13 protein-coding genes and 1 pseudogene are annotated in these 17106 nt (G+C 73.2%); 11 read left to right on the plus strand and 3 right to left on the minus strand.

Features of this window, described 5'->3' with window-relative positions:
- The first annotated feature begins 10 nt into the window (after positions 1–10).
- The 3 genes from ABZ809_RS28385 to ABZ809_RS28395 all read left to right on the plus strand — a co-directional run bounded on the left by ABZ809_RS28385 (position 11) and on the right by ABZ809_RS28395 (position 2987).
- Complete coding sequence (locus ABZ809_RS28385; RefSeq protein ID WP_357565677.1) at positions 11–1513, plus strand: MFS transporter; 1503 nt, start codon at positions 11–13, stop codon at positions 1511–1513.
- 36 nt (positions 1514–1549) lie between these two features.
- On the plus strand, positions 1550–2143 hold the full coding sequence (locus ABZ809_RS28390) for a TetR family transcriptional regulator (RefSeq protein WP_357565678.1): 594 nt from the start codon (positions 1550–1552) through the stop codon (positions 2141–2143).
- A 106-nt stretch (positions 2144–2249) separates the two neighbouring features.
- Positions 2250–2987 carry a hypothetical protein gene (locus ABZ809_RS28395; protein WP_357565679.1) on the plus strand — a complete coding sequence of 246 codons (738 nt, stop codon included), beginning with the start codon at positions 2250–2252 and terminating at the stop codon, positions 2985–2987.
- 28 nt (positions 2988–3015) lie between these two features.
- Here ABZ809_RS28395 and ABZ809_RS28400 read toward each other — a convergent pair whose 3' ends face one another.
- On the minus strand, positions 3016–3693 hold the full coding sequence (locus tag ABZ809_RS28400) for an SGNH/GDSL hydrolase family protein (RefSeq protein WP_357565680.1): 678 nt from the start codon (positions 3691–3693) through the stop codon (positions 3016–3018).
- A 199-nt stretch (positions 3694–3892) separates the two neighbouring features.
- Here ABZ809_RS28400 and helR point away from each other — a divergent pair, with 199 nt between their 5' ends.
- The 4 genes from helR (at position 3893) to ABZ809_RS28420 (ending at position 8811) form a co-directional block, all read left to right on the plus strand.
- A complete protein-coding gene (gene helR, locus ABZ809_RS28405; protein WP_357565681.1) occupies positions 3893–6088 on the plus strand; it encodes an RNA polymerase recycling motor ATPase HelR in 2196 nt (731 codons plus the stop codon).
- A gap of 230 nt (positions 6089–6318) precedes the next feature.
- Positions 6319–6906 (plus strand): hypothetical protein, encoded by a 588-nt coding sequence (locus ABZ809_RS28410; protein ID WP_357565682.1) that lies wholly within the window; start codon positions 6319–6321, stop codon positions 6904–6906.
- A gap of 50 nt (positions 6907–6956) precedes the next feature.
- Entirely contained in the window at positions 6957–7439 is a 483-nt protein-coding gene (locus ABZ809_RS28415) for a hypothetical protein (RefSeq protein WP_357565683.1), read from the plus strand.
- Positions 7440–7515: 76 nt separating this feature from the next.
- Positions 7516–8811, plus strand: coding sequence for an MFS transporter (locus ABZ809_RS28420; protein WP_357565684.1), 1296 nt, complete (start codon positions 7516–7518; stop codon positions 8809–8811).
- 164 nt (positions 8812–8975) lie between these two features.
- Here ABZ809_RS28420 and ABZ809_RS28425 read toward each other — a convergent pair whose 3' ends face one another.
- Both ABZ809_RS28425 and ABZ809_RS28430 read right to left on the minus strand, forming a co-directional pair.
- The gene (locus ABZ809_RS28425) at positions 8976–10211 is read right to left on the minus strand and encodes an MFS transporter (RefSeq protein ID WP_357565685.1); all 1236 of its coding nucleotides are present in this window, start codon (positions 10209–10211) and stop codon (positions 8976–8978) included.
- The gene (locus ABZ809_RS28430) at positions 10208–11818 is read right to left on the minus strand and encodes an AMP-binding protein (protein ID WP_357565686.1); all 1611 of its coding nucleotides are present in this window, start codon (positions 11816–11818) and stop codon (positions 10208–10210) included. The genes ABZ809_RS28425 and ABZ809_RS28430 overlap by 4 nt, the downstream gene beginning before the upstream one ends.
- A gap of 304 nt (positions 11819–12122) precedes the next feature.
- Here ABZ809_RS28430 and ABZ809_RS28435 point away from each other — a divergent pair, with 304 nt between their 5' ends.
- The 4 genes and pseudogenes from ABZ809_RS28435 to ABZ809_RS28450 all read left to right on the plus strand — a co-directional run bounded on the left by ABZ809_RS28435 (position 12123) and on the right by ABZ809_RS28450 (position 17106).
- The gene (locus ABZ809_RS28435; protein ID WP_357565703.1) at positions 12123–13397 is read left to right on the plus strand and encodes an SGNH/GDSL hydrolase family protein; all 1275 of its coding nucleotides are present in this window, start codon (positions 12123–12125) and stop codon (positions 13395–13397) included.
- A gap of 334 nt (positions 13398–13731) precedes the next feature.
- A pseudogene (locus tag ABZ809_RS28440) lies at positions 13732–14652 on the plus strand (alpha/beta hydrolase); the annotation flags it as partial.
- Between the two features lie 63 nt (positions 14653–14715).
- Positions 14716–15780, plus strand: a complete 1065-nt coding sequence (locus ABZ809_RS28445) for an alpha-hydroxy acid oxidase (protein ID WP_357565704.1) — start codon at positions 14716–14718, stop codon at positions 15778–15780.
- Positions 15781–15783: 3 nt separating this feature from the next.
- The gene (locus ABZ809_RS28450; RefSeq protein ID WP_357565687.1) at positions 15784–17106 is read left to right on the plus strand and encodes a PLP-dependent aminotransferase family protein; all 1323 of its coding nucleotides are present in this window, start codon (positions 15784–15786) and stop codon (positions 17104–17106) included.

Raw genomic sequence — 17106 nt, forward strand, 5'->3', positions numbered from 1 at the left:
GGGGATCCGGATGGGTGAGGCGCTGAGCACCACACGGCGCTGGGGGTCGCTGGCCGTGCTGGTTGGCGCCGTGTCGTTGCTGGCGATCGATGCGACGGTGCTGTACCTGGCGGTGCCGTCGCTGACAGCGGAGCTGTCGCCGACGGCGACGCAGGTGCTGTGGATCGGGGACATCTACTCCCTGGCCCTGGCGGGCCTGCTGGTGACGATGGGGAACCTGGCCGACCGGATCGGCCGGAAGCGGTTGTTGCTGATCGGCGCGGCCGCGTTCGGGCTCGCCTCGGTGCTGGCGGCGTTCGCTCCGTCGGCGGAGGTGTTGATCGCGGCTCGTCTGCTGCTGGGCGTGGCGGGTGCCACGATCATGCCGTCGACGCTGTCGTTGATCCGGAACATCTTCACCGACCAGATCGAGCGGACGCGGGCAATCGCGATCTGGTCGGCTGCGGCGGCGAGTGGCATCGCGCTCGGCCCGCTGGTGGGCGGGGCGCTGCTGGAAAACGCCTGGTGGGGATCGGTGTTCCTGATCAACCTTCCGGTGATGCTGCTCGTGCTGATCGTCGGCGGCTGGCTCCTGCCCGAGTCCCGCAACCCCGCCCCCGGCCGGTTCGACCTGATCTCCAGCGGGCTGTCGATGCTGGCGATCATCCCGTTCGTGTACACGATCAAGAAGCTCACCGGAGGCTCGTTCGGCGTCGCCGCCGCCGTCGCGGTCGCGGCGAGCGTCGTCGGCGGGGTGCTGTTCGTGCGTCGTCAGCGGCGGGTCGACTCGCCGATGATCGAGGTGGACCTGTTCCGCAATCCCGCGTTCAGCGGGGCGGTGCTGGTGAACTTCATCTCCGTGTTCGCCCTCAGCGGCGTGCTGTTCTTCTTCTCCCAATATCTCCAACTCGCCCGCGAACTCGGTCCCCTCCAGGCGGGACTGGCGCAGTTGCCCGCGGCGTTGGCGGCGATGGCTGCGGTTGCGGCGGTCGGGTTCCTCCTCACCAGGCTCGGGCGGGGACGAGCCATCGCCGTCGCCCTGCTGACCGGGGCTGTCGGACTGGGGGCCCTGGCCGCTCTGGAGAGCAGCGAGCAACTGATCTGGGTGCTGCTCGCCATGGTCCCGCTGGGCTTGGGGATCGGTGTCGCCGAGACTCTCAGCGTCGACGCGGTGGTCTCCGCGGTCCGCCCGGCCAAGGCCGGAGCGGCGGCGTCGGTCGCGGAGACCGCCTACGAACTCGGCGTCGCCCTCGGTATCGCGATCCTGGGCTCCGTCATCACCGTCCTCTACCGCTCCGACCTCACCCTCCCCCCAGTTGTCACCGGCGAGGCTGCGACCCGGGCCGAGGACTCCCTGGCGGCGGCTACCGCGGTCCTGGAACCCGGCAGTGCGGCACTGGAGGCCGCGCAGCAGGCGTTCGTGTCCGCCATGCAGGCAACTACCCTGATCGCCAGCGCGGTCATGGTGATCGCCGCGATCGTGGCCTTCACCCTCATTCCGAACAACAGGGACGCTGCGCCGGCGGAGCACTGACACCCGGGTTCGTACCGGAAGAGGAAGGACGTCACCATGGCACGGACCGCTGGGCGCAGCGCAGCCGAAACCCGACGGCTCATTCTGGACGCTGCCGCGCGTCTCATCAGCAGGCACGGCACTGCGGTGCCCGTCGCGGACATCGCCGAGGCGGCAGGCGTGTCCAAGGGCGGGCTGCTCTACCACTTCCCCAACAAGGAAGAGCTCCTCAGCGGTCTGGCCAGCGATCTGATGGGCCAGTTCCGCCGCGACGTCGAACGGGCCGCGGCCGAAGAGGAGGCGGGAACGCCGGGCAGGCTCACGAGGGCGTACATCCGCGTGAGTTTCGCCCACGCCAATGACCTCACCGGCTTACGTGACCACATCGCCCTCGCTGCGCATCTCATGTTCGAACCCAGCCTGGAAGCGCTCGCACAGCGGGACGCGGAACAATGGCGGGAGGCTCTCCTCGACGACGGCCTCGAACCCGCGATCATCCGCATGGTCATCGCCGCCGCCGACGGCAGCAACACCGCACCCCTGTGGGGAGCCGTCCTCGACGACGCCGACCGCCACCAGCTGGAAACGGACCTCGTCGCCCTCACCCACCGCGACCACGCCCAGGTCGGCTCGCGGCACACCGACGTCTGACAGCCCGCCGACGGTTCCGCGTCGACGCGAGCAGCGTCGGGCTGCCGATCGGCGGGCCGACATATTGACGTGTGCGGCCGGCGACTGCCCTGGTAGAAAGGCGGCCATGCGTACCGTCGTGGAGCCGCTGCGGGCGCGGCCACGCCCGGGTGACCAGATGGACCGGTTGTTTGCCGGTGGCTGGCCGGCGTTCATCACCGCCGACCGGCAGGCCGCCCGGCACCTCGGCCGGGTGCGGGAGGTGTTCGCCGACCTGGAGCTCGTGCTGCTCGACGGCGACGGCGACCTGGTCGCCGCGGGCTGGGCGGTGCCGATCCGCTGGGACGGCGACCCGGCGCACCTGCCCGAGGGCTACACCGACTCCCTGCGCCGCGCGGTCACCGGCCACGACCACGGCGAGGCGCCCGACACCCTCGTGGTGATGGCCGCCCAGGTGCGCTCCGACCTGCGTGGCCAGGGCCTGGCCGGCGACCTGCTCACGGCGCTGCGGTCGGTGGCCGGGCAGCGCGGCTGGTCGCGTGTCGTCGCCCCGGTGCGACCCACGCTCAAGGCGCGTTACCCGCTGACCCCGATCGAACGGTTCGCCGCCTGGAAACGGGAGGACGACTCCCCGCTCGATCCCTGGCTGCGCACCCACTGGCGGCTGGGCGCCCGGCTGATCGCCATGGCGCCCCGGTCGCAGACGATGACCGGCACCGTCGCCGAGTGGCAGCAGTGGACCGGCATGGTCTTCCCCGACAGCGGCGACTACGTCATTCCCGACGGCCTCAGCCTGTTGCGCGTGGACCGCGATCTCGACCGGGGCACCTACACCGAGCCGAACGTGTGGGTCCAGCACCGCTGAGCCGCGTCACCGGTCGGCCGTCGCGGTGTCAGGGCGCGAGGTGGGCGCCGAGGCGGCGGACGGTCTCGGCGGCGGCGACCGCGTCGCTGCGGGCGCTGCCGTGCCGGCCGTCGCTGCTGTACATCGACGCGTCGGCGGTGAGCGGATGGTCGGTGAGCCGCACGTGCAGGGTGTCGAGGCGTTCCGCGAGGGCCCCGGTGTGCGCCGAGAGCCGTCGCATCCGCTCCCCGAGGCCGGCACGGTGCCGCTCCGGCACGGCCGGGCTCAGCGAGACGTCGAACATGCCGACGGTGATCACGTCCGCGCCGGTGGCCTGTAGCGCCTCGATGATGGCGGTCAGCTCCGCGTCGACCGCGTCCGCGTCGTACCCCCGCCCGAAGGCGTCGTTGCCGCCGCAGACCACCAGCGCCAGGTCGGGGCGGAAGGCCAGCGCCGGGGCGAGCTGGGCGGCGCGCACCTCGTGCGCCCGCAGCCCCCGCAGGCCCAGATTGAGGTACGCCAGCTCCGGCCGGACGGCCCGCAGCTCGGCGGCGATCCGGTCGGCCCACTGCACGTCGGGATAGCCGTCGACGGGCTCGCAGAGCCCCTCGGCCACGCTGTCGCCCAGCACCACGAAGCGTCGCCAGGGATGGTCGCGCAGTAGCGCCGCGCTCTCCCCGTCGCGCAGGCACCACGGGTCCGTCGCCTCGGTAAACGTGGATGGCATGCTGGCACGCTAGCCGACGTCCGGGGGCGGGGAAAGATCCTGCCGCGCATCGGCGAGAAAGGGAAATTCGGAGAATTGAAGAGGGCCCTGCCCCCTTCCACTCTCAACATATATCGCACCCGGGGTCTTGTGGCAAGACCCGGAGCATGCCGCAGAATCGTCGGCCGAAGCCAGGCGATGCGGAATGGGAAGTGGCGAAATGTATTCGTTGTCACCGGAAACCTCGGACGGAACCGATGAGGTGAATTCACCGACCACCAGCGCGTTCGATCTTCCGGACCACCTCTCTCCCAAGGCCGACCCGAGTTTGATCGCCGGTGACGAGCAGCATTTCGCGGCCATCGCGGAGAGCCTCGAACAGTCGATCGCCGACCTGTCCGACCGCCTCGACGCCGAGCGCCGGGCGCCCGGCGGCATCGGCCAGGCGGCGATGGACCGGGACATGGAGATCCGCCGGCTGACCGCCCGCCTGCGCGCCCTGCGTCGCTTCGGTCTGGACCTGTGCCTGGGGCGCATGGTCGGCGAGGACGACCCCGAGCCCGGGTACGTCGGACGACTCGGCCTCACCGACGGCGCGGGTCGTCGGCTGCTGCTCGACTGGCGTTCCCCCGCGGCGGAGCCGTTCTTCGGAGCGACCCATGCCAACCCGATGGGTCTGGCGAGCCGCCGCAGGTACCGCTGGACCCGTGGCCGGATCAGTGACTACTGGGACGAGGTGTTCACCCCGGACGGGCTCGCGGGGCACGCCGCGCTGGACGACCAGTCCGCCTTCGTCGCCAGCCTGGGCAGCAGCCGGTCGAACCGGATGCGGGACGTGCTCGGCACCATCCAGGCCGACCAGGACGCGATCATCCGCGCCGGTTCCCGCGGCGCGCTCGTCGTCGACGGCGGTCCGGGTACGGGCAAGACCGTCGTCGCCTTGCACCGCACCGCGTACCTCCTCTATTCCGACCCGCGTCTCGGGCACCGCCGGGGCGGGGTGCTGTTCGTGGGGCCGCACGAGCCGTACCTGGCCTACGTCGCCGACGTCCTGCCCAGCCTCGGCGAGGAGGGCGTGCAGACCTGCACCCTGCGGGACCTGGTCGCCGAGGGAGCGGCGGCGGCGATCGAGACCGACCCGGAGGTGGCCCTGCTGAAGTCGTCCGCCGCCATGGTGAAGGCGGTCGAGACGGCCGTCAGGTTCTACGAGGAGCCGCCGACCAGGGGCATGACGCTCACCACCGACGAGTCCGACGTCTGGCTGAGCGCCGACGACTGGGCCGAGGCCTTCGACGCGGTGGAACCCGGCACCCCGCACAACGAGGCACGCGAGGTGATCTGGGAGGAACTGCTCACGATCCTGATGGACAGGCACGACGGCGACGAACCGGCCGAGCTGCTCCGCCGGTCGCTGTTGCGCAACACGGAGCTGCGCACGGCCTTCAACCGGGCCTGGCCGCTGCTCGAAGCGGCTGACCTCGTCGGAGACCTGTGGTCGGTGCCCGCCTACCTGCGCAGGTGCGCGCCCTGGCTCAGCCCCGGCGACATCCAGCGGTTGCAGCGCGTGGACGCCCAGGCCTGGACGGTGTCCGACCTGCCCCTGCTCGACGCGGCCCGGCAACGGCTCGGCGACCCGGAGGCGGCACGACGCAAACGCCGGCACGACGTCGCCGTCGCCGCCGAACGGGAGCGGATGACCAGGGTCGTCGACGACCTGATCGAGGCCGTCGACGACGAGTACGGCATGGGCCTGGTGACGATGCTGCGCGGCGAGGACTTCCAGGACGCCCTGGTCGACGAGAGCGTGCTGCCCAGCGCCGACCCGGACCTGCTGGCCGGCCCGTTCGCGCACATCGTCGTGGACGAGGCTCAGGAACTGACCGACGCCGAGTGGCAGATGCTGCTGCTCCGCTGCCCGTCCCGCAGCTTCACCATCGTCGGCGACCGCGCCCAGGCCAGACACGGGTTCACGGAGTCGTGGCGGGAGCGGCTCGAACGGATCGGGTTCGACCAGGTCAACCTGGCCGCCCTGAGCATCAACTACCGGACGCCGGCAGAGGTCATGACGGAAGCCGAGCCGGTCATCCGGGCCGTGCTCCCGGACGCCAACGTGCCGACCTCCATCCGCAGCAGCGACACCCCCGTCGTACGCGGATCCGCCGCGGAGCTGGGCGCGATCCTCGACACCTGGCTCGCCGCGCACGCCGACGGCACCGCCTGCGTCATCGGCGATCCCACCTTCCGGGCGACGACCCGCGTCCGGTCGCTGACCCCGGCGCTGTCGAAGGGGCTCGAGTTCGACCTGGTCGTCCTCGTCGACCCGGAGGCGTTCGGCGAGGGCGTCGAAGGAGCCGTGGACCGCTATGTCGCGATGACCCGGGCGACCCGGCAACTCGTCGTCCTCACGCGCACCTGACGATCAACCGCACCACCGTCCACCTCGTCGCACCAGGCACCATCGCGCTCGGTGGCGTCGCGGCCGACGCGACGTCGCCGTCGGTGCTCGTGCTCCTCGGCTCGGGCGCCACGGCGGTGCTGTCGGGTTGTCGTCTCCCGCCGGGTGGGTCGGCGCGGCGGCCCGGCCGGGCTGCCCCGGGGCCCGGACGATGGCGCCGAGGCCGCGACGCCGCCCCGGAGGAGGCAGAGATGCTGAACGCGCTGGTCCAGGCCGTCGCCACGAAACTGGTCGAGTTCCTCCTCCAGCAGGTCGTCGGGCGGATCGCGCCGCCGCTGCTGCGGTCGGTGCCGCACGCCGCCCCACCGAACTGCCCGCGCTGCGGCGGCTACGGCGTGGCCCGCTGGGCGCCTGCCGGTATGCAGGTGGTGTTTTTGCTGAGCCTCTGCACGTTCGCGCTCGGTTTCACGTTCGCCTTCCTGGGGCTGCCGGCGGCCGTGCTGGTGGCGGCCCACCGGGTCGCCGAGGACGGGCTCGCCGGTCTGCCCGCCGGGCTGGTGGCACTGACGGGACCGCTGGTTCCGGCCGCCGTGGCCCTCGTGGGGGCGTTCGGGCTTGCGTGGTTCCACAGCTATCCGCCGAAGCGGTGCCACCGGTGCGGGGGACGCTGGCCCCGGCGGGACCGCGCGGACTACCTGCGGGCCGCCGCACCCGAGCGGCTGCTCGGGTGCGGCTGCGGCAAGCGGCTGCGGCTGCGGGGTGCGACCGCCGGAACCCAGGTGCGCTGCCCGAACTGCGGCCGGGAGCAGGTCGTCCCCGCCGCCACCGGCCGTACCTGAGCCGCCCCGCCCGGTGACGCGTCATCAGATTGTCAATGTAGCGTTGACAGATGACGCCCGAGCTGAGCCAGTTGTCCGATATCGCAGTCGATCGCGCGCGGCTGGATGAGCGGGAGCTGGAACTGATCGACCGCGCACGTCACCTGGGTGCGACGTGGGCTCAGATCGCTGCCGCTCTCGGTCTCAGCAGTCGGCAGGCCGCGGAGCAGCGCCGGCAGCGCCTGGTGGCGGCGCGACGGTCGTGGCGGCAAGAACGGGATCTCGGGTACTCGACACGGATCGCGGCGATCCGGAGTGCGGTCGCCGACCTCCAACGGTGGATCGACGCGGACAGGCGGTGGGATGAGCGGTTCCGCCGTGCGGCTCTCGTGAGGAAGACCGCGGAAGTGGCCCGCGACGCCGATCCGGGCTCGCTGTACGCGCTGGCGTCGCTCCTCGCGGTCGACCTGGCTGAGGCGGGAGGTGAACGGTTGCCAGCGCTGGCGCGGGCTGCCGCGACGAGGTTGGAAGACCTTCTGTCAACGGCACATTGACAGACTCTGGCGATATTGCCTGACCTCCGCTCAAGGTTGAGGATCTGAGTCGCTACGGCTCAACCGTGGAGGACTCGTGCGCCGCAACGCCGTGCTGTTCACAGCGATCTCGCTGCTGTCGGGCTTCGGCAGCAGCGCCATGTCACTGGTGGCCGGGATCTGGATCCTGGACCTCACAGGTTCCACCAGCCTCGCGGCCCTCACCGGGCTCTGCGTGTATGCCCCAGTTCTCGGCGGCTTCTGGCTGGGAGGCCCGCTCGACCGGGCGTCGAGGCGGTCGTTGGTCATGGCAGTCAACCTCGCACTGTCCGCCGTCCTGCTCAGTCTCCTCGCGGTGCGGGGGCCAGGCCAGACGTGGCTCATCTTCCTGGTGTCCTGCGCCTACGGTGTCAGCTACGTGCTGATCGACGCGGGCGAGACGGCGCTGCTGCCCTCCGCGCTGTCGCCCACGGAACTCGGAGACGTCAACGGCTGGCGTTCGAGTGCCCAGGAGGGCATGAAGGTCGTGGCGCCCATGGCCGGCGCAGGCCTCTACGCGTGGCGCGGGGGTCACGCTGTCGTCCTGCTCAGCGCGGCGATGCCGGTCTTGGTCGCCACCCTGTACGCGGCCGTGCGGCTGAAGCGGATGCCCTCCTTCCCGCCAACCGCTCGGCCCCGCGGCCTGCGCGCGGGGCTCACCGTCCTGTTCGCACAGCAGGCGACGCGCGTCACCGTCGTGCTCGCCGCCGTGTCGATCGCCATGTCCGGATTCACGACCGCCGCCAACTACGCGATCGTCACCACGGATCTGCGCCTACCGGCCACGTTCCTCGGCGTGCTGCTCAGCGCGCAGGGGGCCGGGTCTGTCGTCGGCGGCCTCGTCGTCGGCCGGCTCATCGCCCGGTGGAGCCCGGCCACCGTGGGCGTCGCCGGCACGACGCTCTTCGCCGTCAGTTGCCTGGTGCGCTGCCTGCCCTGGTGGCCCGGCACGGTTGCCGCCTCCGTCATCGCTGGCATCGGCCTGCCCTGGGCGCTGGTCGCCGCGGTGAGCGCAGTGCAGACGCACACGCCGACAGCGATGCTCGGCCGAGTGTCCGGCACCGCGAACACCGTGATGTTCGGCCCTCTCGCGCTGGCAATCCCGCTCGGCGCCGCCACCGTCCACCTCGGCGACCGCCTGACGCTCATCGCCGCCGCCGCGATCTGTCTGGCTTCCGCAGTCGGCGCCGCCCACCGCCCCATGAAGCGGCGCAAGGCCGAGCGAAATACGGCAGCGGTGTCGCCAACCGGCGAGATGACGCCGCCCCTTGCACCACAACCGCACGCTGACCGAGGTCGACCACCGCAGGCTGCGGCCCTCGCGGGTACGCCAGAAACCACGGAGTGCGCGTGAACGACGTTTCGTCCGGTCGAGCGGCAGGGATGCGATCGCCCTGCGACCAGTGTCAGCTCGACGCTGTTTCACCGCGAGCGGCTGAGGAGGCGCGCGCGGAATGCTGTGGGCCGCCGGCCTACGCCCGCCGGCCGGTTCGGTGGGCCGCCGCGAGGCGCCCGACCCTACGCCCGACCCACGACACGCGGTTCCCGCCCAGCGGGTGCGGCAGCCGAGTGCGGGCGCAGCCCGGGCAGCAGCGGCGGCAGGGTGACGGCGAGGCAGAACGCCGTCATGGCCAGCAGGGCGGGGACCAGACCGAGCGCGGTCGCCGACCAGCCACCCAGCAACGCGCCCAGCGGCAGGCCCGCGAACGCCAGCGACCCGGCCAGCCCGATCACCCGGGTCTGCAACTCGGCCGGCACCCGCTCGTAGATCGCGACCCCGAGCAGCGGGTTGACCGCCGCGATGCCGATGCCGGACGCGAACGTGACCGCCAGCACCACCGCCAGTTCCTCGCTCAGCGCCAGGACCAGCAGCCGGGGCGCGCCGCCGACCGCCGCCCCGACCACGAAGGTGAGATACCGGGGCAGCCGGGGCCCGTACGCGGTGAACAGCAGGTTCCCCACCAGCGCGCCCGCCGAGAACGCCCCGAGCACCAGGCCCAGCCCGGCGGGGCCGCGCAACACGTCGGCCACCCAGAGCGGGATGTAGACCGCGACGCTCGCGTTGACCGCCATGTTCAGCGCCGAGACGACCAGCAGCATGGTGAGCAGCATCCGGTCGCGGCCCAGGTGACGGAACCCGGCGGCGAGCGCGCGCAGGTAGCCCTCCGGTTGGGCCGGCGTGGCCGGGGCGGCCGGCGGGCGGACCAGGAGGCCGACCAGCAGGGCGCAGCAGGCGAAGGTGGCGGCGTCGATGAGGATCGCCTGCGTCACCCCGAACCACCAGACGAGCAGCCCGCCCAGCCCCGCGCCCAGCAGGGTGACCAGCCGGCCGAGCCCGTCGTGGACGGCGGTCAGCCGGATCAACCGCACCCCGGCGGCCTCGGCGGCCGGGCGGAACATCACGTTCTTGACCCGGTCGCCGACGCCCCGCAGCGCGCCCACCACGGCGACCAGCGCGACCAGCGCGCCGAACCCGAGCCACGGGGTGAGGGCGACCGCCACCATCAGGCCGGCGCTGCCCACGTCGGCCAGGATCGAGGTGCGGCGCAGCCCGATCCGGTCCGCCCAGGGCGTGCCCAGGGCACTGGAGAGCAGGTAGGGCAGCGTCTCGGCGGCGGCCACCACGCCCATCTTCGCCGGGCTGCCGGTGGTCTCCAGCACCAGCCACGGAATGGCCACCACCGAGACGCGGCTGCCCAGGTTGGAGATCAGGTCGGCGGCGACCAGGACGGTCAGTTCCCGCCGGGGGGTCACGCCAGGCTGCCGATCGACGCCTCCGGGTGCGCGACGGCCGTCGGATGGTCCGCGGCGTACCGGGCCCGCAGCGCGCGCTTGTCCACCTTGGCGGAGCGGTTGAGCGGCAACCGGTCCACGAACTCGATCCCGCCCGGCGCCCAGGTGTCGCTCAGCTCGGCGGTCACCAGGTCGATCAGCTCCCCGGCGGTCACCGTCGCGCCGGGCGCCGGCACCACGAAGGCGTACGGCAGCTCGCCGGCCGTGTCGTCGGGCACGCCGATCACCGCGGCGGCCCGTACCTGCGGGTGCCCGGCCAGGACGTCCTCGATCGGGCGGGAGTAGATCGGCCAGCTCCGCCTGCGGGTGAGGATCCGGTCGGCGAGCCGGTCGACCAGGTAGAGGTAGCCGTCGGCGTCGACGTGCCCGACGTCGCGGGTGCGCACCCAGCCGTCGACGAGCGTCTCGGCGGTCAGCTCCGGTTGGCCGTGGTAGCCGGCGAAGCGCAGGTCGGTGTGCACCCACACCTCGCCGTTCTCGCCGGGCGGCAGCACCGTGCCGTCCCCGGCGCGGATCTGCACCCGCACGTCGCCGTAGGGCCGCCCGCAGGAAAGCAGCCGCTGCGGGTGCGCCGGGTCGTCGGTCAGCCCGGGCAGGGCGGTGACCACGACCGCCTCGCTGAGGCCGTACACGATGCGCAGCACCGGGCCGAAGCGGGCGATCGCCTGGCGCAACCGGGCGGGCGCGGCGGGCCCGGCGCCCACGTTGAACATGAACATGGCGGAGAAGTCCGCGCCGTCCAGCGCCGGATGGTCGAGCACCTCGTAGAGCATCGGCGGGGTGACGAAGGTGGAGTTGATCCGCTCCCGCCCGACGGTGTCGATGAACCCGGCCGGGTCCCAGCCGTCGCGGGGGAACAGCACCCCGCCCGTGAACAGGTTGAACAGGGTGGTGATCTGGCCGCTGGCCAGCCACATCGGCGAGTGCGACAGGTGCCGCAGCAGGGGGTACCCGGCGGCCCGGAAGTCGGCGGCCAGGGCGAGGATCTGCGCGTAGAAGCTCTCCCGGTGGTGCACCAGCTTCGGGGTGCCGGTGGTGCCGCTGGTCTGGAGGAACGACTCCGGCACCGGCACGTCGGCGAGAGGGTCGTCCGGGGCGGTCTGGCCCGCCCCGGTGCAGTCGGCATCGGCGACGAGGTCCGGGCCCGCGCCGCCCGGGCCGAGGCAGAGCACGGGTACGCCGGGCAGCCCGGCGGCCAGCTCCGGGCCCAGGCTGGCCGGGTCACGGGCGTCGTAGACGAACGCGTCAGGGCGGGCCAGCCGGACGAACTCGGCCACCTCCCGGCGGGAGGTGACCGGGGCGATCCACATCGTCCGGCAGCCCAGCAGGTGCAGGGCGAGCTGCACCAGCGGCCCCTCCACCGGGTTGCCGAGCGCGAGCAGCACCGCGTCCCCCGGCCGTACGCCGTGCCGGCGCAGGGCCGCGGCGAGCCCGCGCACCCGCGCGGCGACGTCGGTGTAGCTGAGCCGGCGCCCGCCGCCGACCAGCGCATCCCGGTCGCCGAAGCCTTCGAACAGCTCCAGCGCGTGGTGCACGTAGCCGGTGCGGTGTTCCGGTCGGTCGGTCATCCGACATCCTCCCATCGGCGGAGAGGCCGGCCGTCCCGGCGACCCGGGAGACGGCACGGCGGACGCCTCGCACGACCGCGCCGCCGCTGTGGGTGAGCGTAGGCACCACCGACCGTCACCGGACAGGGCCTGAACGTCGGTCGGGGCGGACCGGTGGACATTTGATCACGTCGATCAGGTTGATTGACGGTCGCGAAAAGGGACGGCTAGGTTTCTGGACCATCGTCCAGGCGGTGCCGTCAGCGGACGGCCCTGGGCTGCCAACGATGGAGGTTCCATGTCGACCCCGAAGAGATGGCATGTCATCGCGTCCGCCGCCACGTTGCTCGTCGCCGGCACCCCGGCGATGGTGGCGAGCGCCGGCCCGTCGGACGCCGAGTCGGCCCGCCAGCGCACGGTCTGGGCGGGCAGTTGGGCGGCGGCGGTCACCAGGGGAAACGCGACCGGCCTGACCAACACCGGACTGAACGACCAGAGCGTACGGATGGTCGTGCACACCACCGTCGGCGGGCCGCAGTTCCGGGTGCGGCTGAGCAACTCCTACGGCGAGCAGGCCGTCCGGGTCGGCCGCGCGACCGTGGCCAAGCCGAACACCGCGACCCCCGACGACCTGTCCGACATCGACACCTCGACCCTGCGGGTGCTGACCTTCGGCGGCGCCACCTCGGCCACCATGAACCGGGGCGCCGAGCTGGTCAGCGACCCGGTCGCGCTGCCCGTCGGCGACCAGCAGGACCTGGTGCTGACGGTGCACTTCCCGACCCCCACCGGGCCGGTGACCTTCCACGGCCAGTCCCGGCAGACCACCTACATCGGGGCCACCGACCTGACGTCCGCGGCCGGCGGCGCGGGCTTCACGATCCGACCCAACTGCTGCTGGTTCTTCCTGTCCGGCATCGACGTGCAGCGGCGGCACAGCCCCGGCTCGGTGGTGGTCCTCGGCGACTCCATCGCCGACGGCAACGGCAGCACCGTCAACGCCAACAAGCGCTGGCCGGACCTGCTCGCCGACCGCCTCGTCGACGCCCGCCCGGACGTCCGCACCCCGGGCGTGCTCAACCTCAGCCTCGCCGGCAACCGGCTCAACCACGAGGGGACCGAGCCCGGCGCGGGCGGCTTCCCCGGCTACCACGAGCTGGGGCCCAACGCCCTCGCCCGGCTCGACGAGGACGTCTTCGCGCAGACCGACGCCCGTACGGTGATCACCGGACTCGGCATCAACGACATCTGGATGTCGGGCGACTCCGCCGAGCAGATCATCGCCTCGCTGCGGCAGATCAACCAGCAGGTGAAGGCGCGCGGTCTGCGCAGCCTGGTGACGACGCTGACCCCGTACGAGGGGCACGGCAACCCGGGGGTGTGGACGCCCGAGAAGGAGGCCACCCGGCAGGCGGTGAACGCGTACCTGCGCGCCAGCGGCGAGTTCGACGGGCTGCTCGACTTCGACCGGGTGCTGCGGGATCCGGCGCAGCCGAGCCGGCTGCTGCCCGCGTACGACTCGGGGGACCACATCCACCCCAACGACGCCGGCAACCAGGCGTTGGCCGACGCCGTGCCGCTGCGCCTGCTCGGCCTGTGACACCGCCGCGGGCGGCGGGCGAACTCCGCCGCCCGCGCCGCCGGTCTTCAGCGGCAGCCGTTCCTGCGGGGCGTCGACAAGCTGCTGGTCCACACCCGAGGAGGAACCGCGTGAGCGCGAGGAGTGAGCTTGCGAGCCCCGCAGTCGCGAGCGAAAGGCCAGCCTTGTGAGCGCGAGGAGTGAGCTTGCGAGCCCCGCAGTCGTGAACGAAAGGCCAGCCTTGTGAGCGCGAGGAGTGAGCTTGCGAGCCCCGCAGTCGCGAGCGAAAGGCCAGCCTTGTGAGCGCGAGGAGTGAGCTTGCGAGCCCCGCAGTCGCGAACGAAAGGCCAGCAGCATGAGCGTGCACCCGCAGGTGGCGGCGTACCGGGCCGCCCGTGAGGCGGCCGGCACCCCGCCGCTGTACACCCAGACCCTGGCCGAGGCCCGCGCCGCCGACCTCGCCGCGATCCGCGCCGGCGGCGGCGCGGTCGAGCCGGTGCACGAGGTACGCGACACGTGCGTGCCCGGCCCCGCCGGGGACCTGCCGGTGCGGATCCACCGGCCGGCGGGACACGGACCGCTGCCCACCCTGGTCTACTTCTTCGGCGGCGGCTGGACGCTGGGCAGCGTCGACACGGCCGACGGCATCTGCCGGCGGCTGGCCAACGCGGTGCCCTGCCAGGTGGTCACCGTCGGGTACCGGCTGGCCCCGGAGCACCGCTTCCCGGCGGCCGTGCACGACTGCCACGCGGCCACCCGCTGGATCGTCGAGCACCCGGAGGAGTTCGGCGTCGACCCCGAGCGGGTGGCCGTCGGCGGGGACAGCGCCGGGGGCAACCTCGCCGCCGCCGTCACCCTGCTGGCGCGGGAGCGCGGCGGGCCCCGCCTCGCCGCCCAACTGCTGGTGTACCCGAACACCGACCAGACCGCCGCACCCGACGGCACCGGCGAGGACCCGCTGCTGTTCAACCGCCGCTCGGTCGCCTGGTACCGGGGCCACTACCTCGCCGACGCCGCCGACGCCCGGCACCCGCTGGCGTCGCCGCTGCTCGCCGACGACCTGACCGGCCTGCCCCCGGCGCTGGTGATCACCGCCGAGCACGACCCGCTGTGCGGGGAGGGGGAGCGGTACGCCGACCGGCTGCGCGCCGCCGGGGTGCCGACCGTCCACACCCGGTACGCCGGCATGGTCCACGGCTTCTTCGCCATGCCCGGCGCGTTCGACGACGGCCGACGCGCCCAGGACCAGGCCGCCGCGTTCCTCCGCGAACGTTTCGGCCCGCCCGCCGACGGGCCGGGACCGCCGGCCGAGCCGGGCGAGCCGCCCGCGCCCGCCTCGCTGGCCGACTTCGCCGCGACCGCCCGGGCGGTGCTCCCCGCCGACGTGTGGGACTTCGTCGACGGCGGCAGTGGCACGGAGACGACCCTCGCCGCGAACCGGCGGGCCCTGGACCGGGTCGCCGTGCTGCCCCGGGTGCTGCGCGGCGTACCCGCCCCGGACACCGGGACGCGGCTGCTCGGCACCGCCTGCGCCATGCCGGTGGCGGTGGCGCCGATGGCGTACCAGCGATTGGTGCACCCCGACGGCGAGCCGGCGCTCGCGGCGGCGGCCGGGGCGGCCGGCGTGCCGTACGTCGCCAGCACGCTGAGTAGCGTGCCGATCGAGGAGATCGCGGCGGCCGGCGGGACGGTCTGGTTCCAGCTCTACTGGCTGCGGGACCGGGCCCTCGTCGAGGACCTGCTGGACCGGGCACACGCGGCCGGGTGCAGCGCGCTGACCGTCACCGTCGACGTGCCGATCCTCGGGCGGCGGCTGCGCGACGTACGCAACACGTTCGCCATCCCGCCGCACGTGGTCGCCGCGAACCTGCCGGCCGGGCGGGACGCGCTCGCACACGTCGCCACGCCGGGTGTCTCGGCCGTCGCGGCGCACACCGGAGAGGTGTTCGCGCCGGCGCTGACCTGGGCGGACCTGGACTGGCTGCGGGGCCGGACGGCGTTGCCGCTGGTGGTGAAGGGCATCCTCGACCCGCGTGACGCGGAACTCGCGGTGGCCGCGGGCGCGGACGCGGTGGTGGTCTCCAACCACGGCGGCCGGCAGCTCGACGGCGCGCCGGCCACCGCCACCGTGCTACCGGAGGTGGTGGCGGCGGTGGCCGACCGGTGCGAGGTGCTGCTGGACAGCGGCGTGCGCGGCGGCGTCGACGTGCTGCGGGCGCTCGCCCTCGGCGCGCGCGGGGTGCTGGTCGGCCGGCCGATGCTGTGGGCGCTCGCCGCCGGCGGCGGGGCCGGGGCGCGCGCGGCGCTGGCGCTGCTGGCCGGGGAGTTCCGCGACGCCCTGGCGCTGGCCGGCTGCGCCCGCCCCGAGGAGGCCCGCGAGCTGCGCGTGCTGACGGCGGGCTGAGCGGTGGCCGAGGCGGTGGACCTGCACGTCGCCGACCTGCATCCGGCGGTCGACGACCCGGCGCTGAACTCGATGAACTTCCTCAACGAGGTGGCCCAGCACTACCCCGACGCGGTGTCGCTGGCGGCCGGCCGGCCGTACGAGGAGTTCTTCGACGTCGCGGCGCCGCACCGGCACCTGGAGACGTTCCGCCGGCACCTGGTCGACGACCTCGGCCAGAGCCCCGCGCAGGTGCACCGGACCCTGTTCCAGTACGGCCGCACCAAGGGCGTCGTGCATCACCTCGTCGCCCGCCACCTCGCCGTCGACGAGCAGATGACGGTCGACCCGGAGGCGGTCGTGGTGACCGTCGGCTGCCAGGAGGCGATGTTCCTGGTGCTGCGGGCGCTGCGGGCCGATCCGCGTGACGTGCTGCTCGCCGTCGCCCCGACGTACGTGGGGCTGACCGGGGCGGCCCGGTTGCTGGACCTGCCGGTGTGGCCGGTGGCCGCCGGCCCGACCGGGGTCGACCTGCCCGACCTGCGCGGCCAGGTGCGCCGGGCCCGGGCGGCGGGGTTGCGCCCGCGCGCCTGCTACGTGATGCCCGACTTCGCCAACCCGTCCGGCGTCAGCCTCGGCCTGCCGGACCGGCGGCGGCTGCTCGACCTGGCCGCCGAGGAGGACCTGCTGCTGCTGGAGGACAACCCGTACGGGCTCTTCCCCGCCGGTGACGCCGGTCGGCTGCCCACGCTCAAGGCGCTGGACACCGCCCGGCGGGTGGTCTACCTGGGCTCGTTCGCCAAGACGGTGCTGCCCGGCGCCCGGGTCGGATACGTGGTCGCCGACCAGCGCGTGGGCGGTCCCGACGGCGCGGTGGGCCTGCTCGCCGACCAGCTCGCGAAGATCAAGAGCATGGTCACGGTGAACACCTCGCCGCTCGCCCAGGCCGTGGTCGGGGGCGCGCTGCTGGAGCACGGGTGCAGCCTCGTGGCGGCCACCGCCCGGGAACGGGCCGCGTACACCCGCAACCTGCGTCACCTGGTCGACGGGCTGGCCCGGCGGTTCCCGGCGGGCACGTCCCCGGTGCGCTGGAACGTCCCGACCGGCGGGTTCTTCGTCGTGGTCACCGTGCCGTTCGCGGTCGACGACGCGCTGCTGCACCGTTCCGCCCGCGAGTACGGGCTGCTCTGGACGCCGATGGCGCACTTCTACGACGACACCGCCCCGGTGGACGCGCTGCGGCTGTCGGTCAGCGCGGTCACCCCCGAGCAGATCGACCTGGGGCTGGACCGGCTTGCCGCCCTGGTCACCGACGAGACGGCCCGCCGGGCGACCGCCGTGGGATGA

The sequence above is a fragment of the Micromonospora sp. NPDC047074 genome (assembly GCF_040643815.1).
Taxonomy (GTDB): Bacteria; Actinomycetota; Actinomycetes; order Mycobacteriales; family Micromonosporaceae; genus Micromonospora.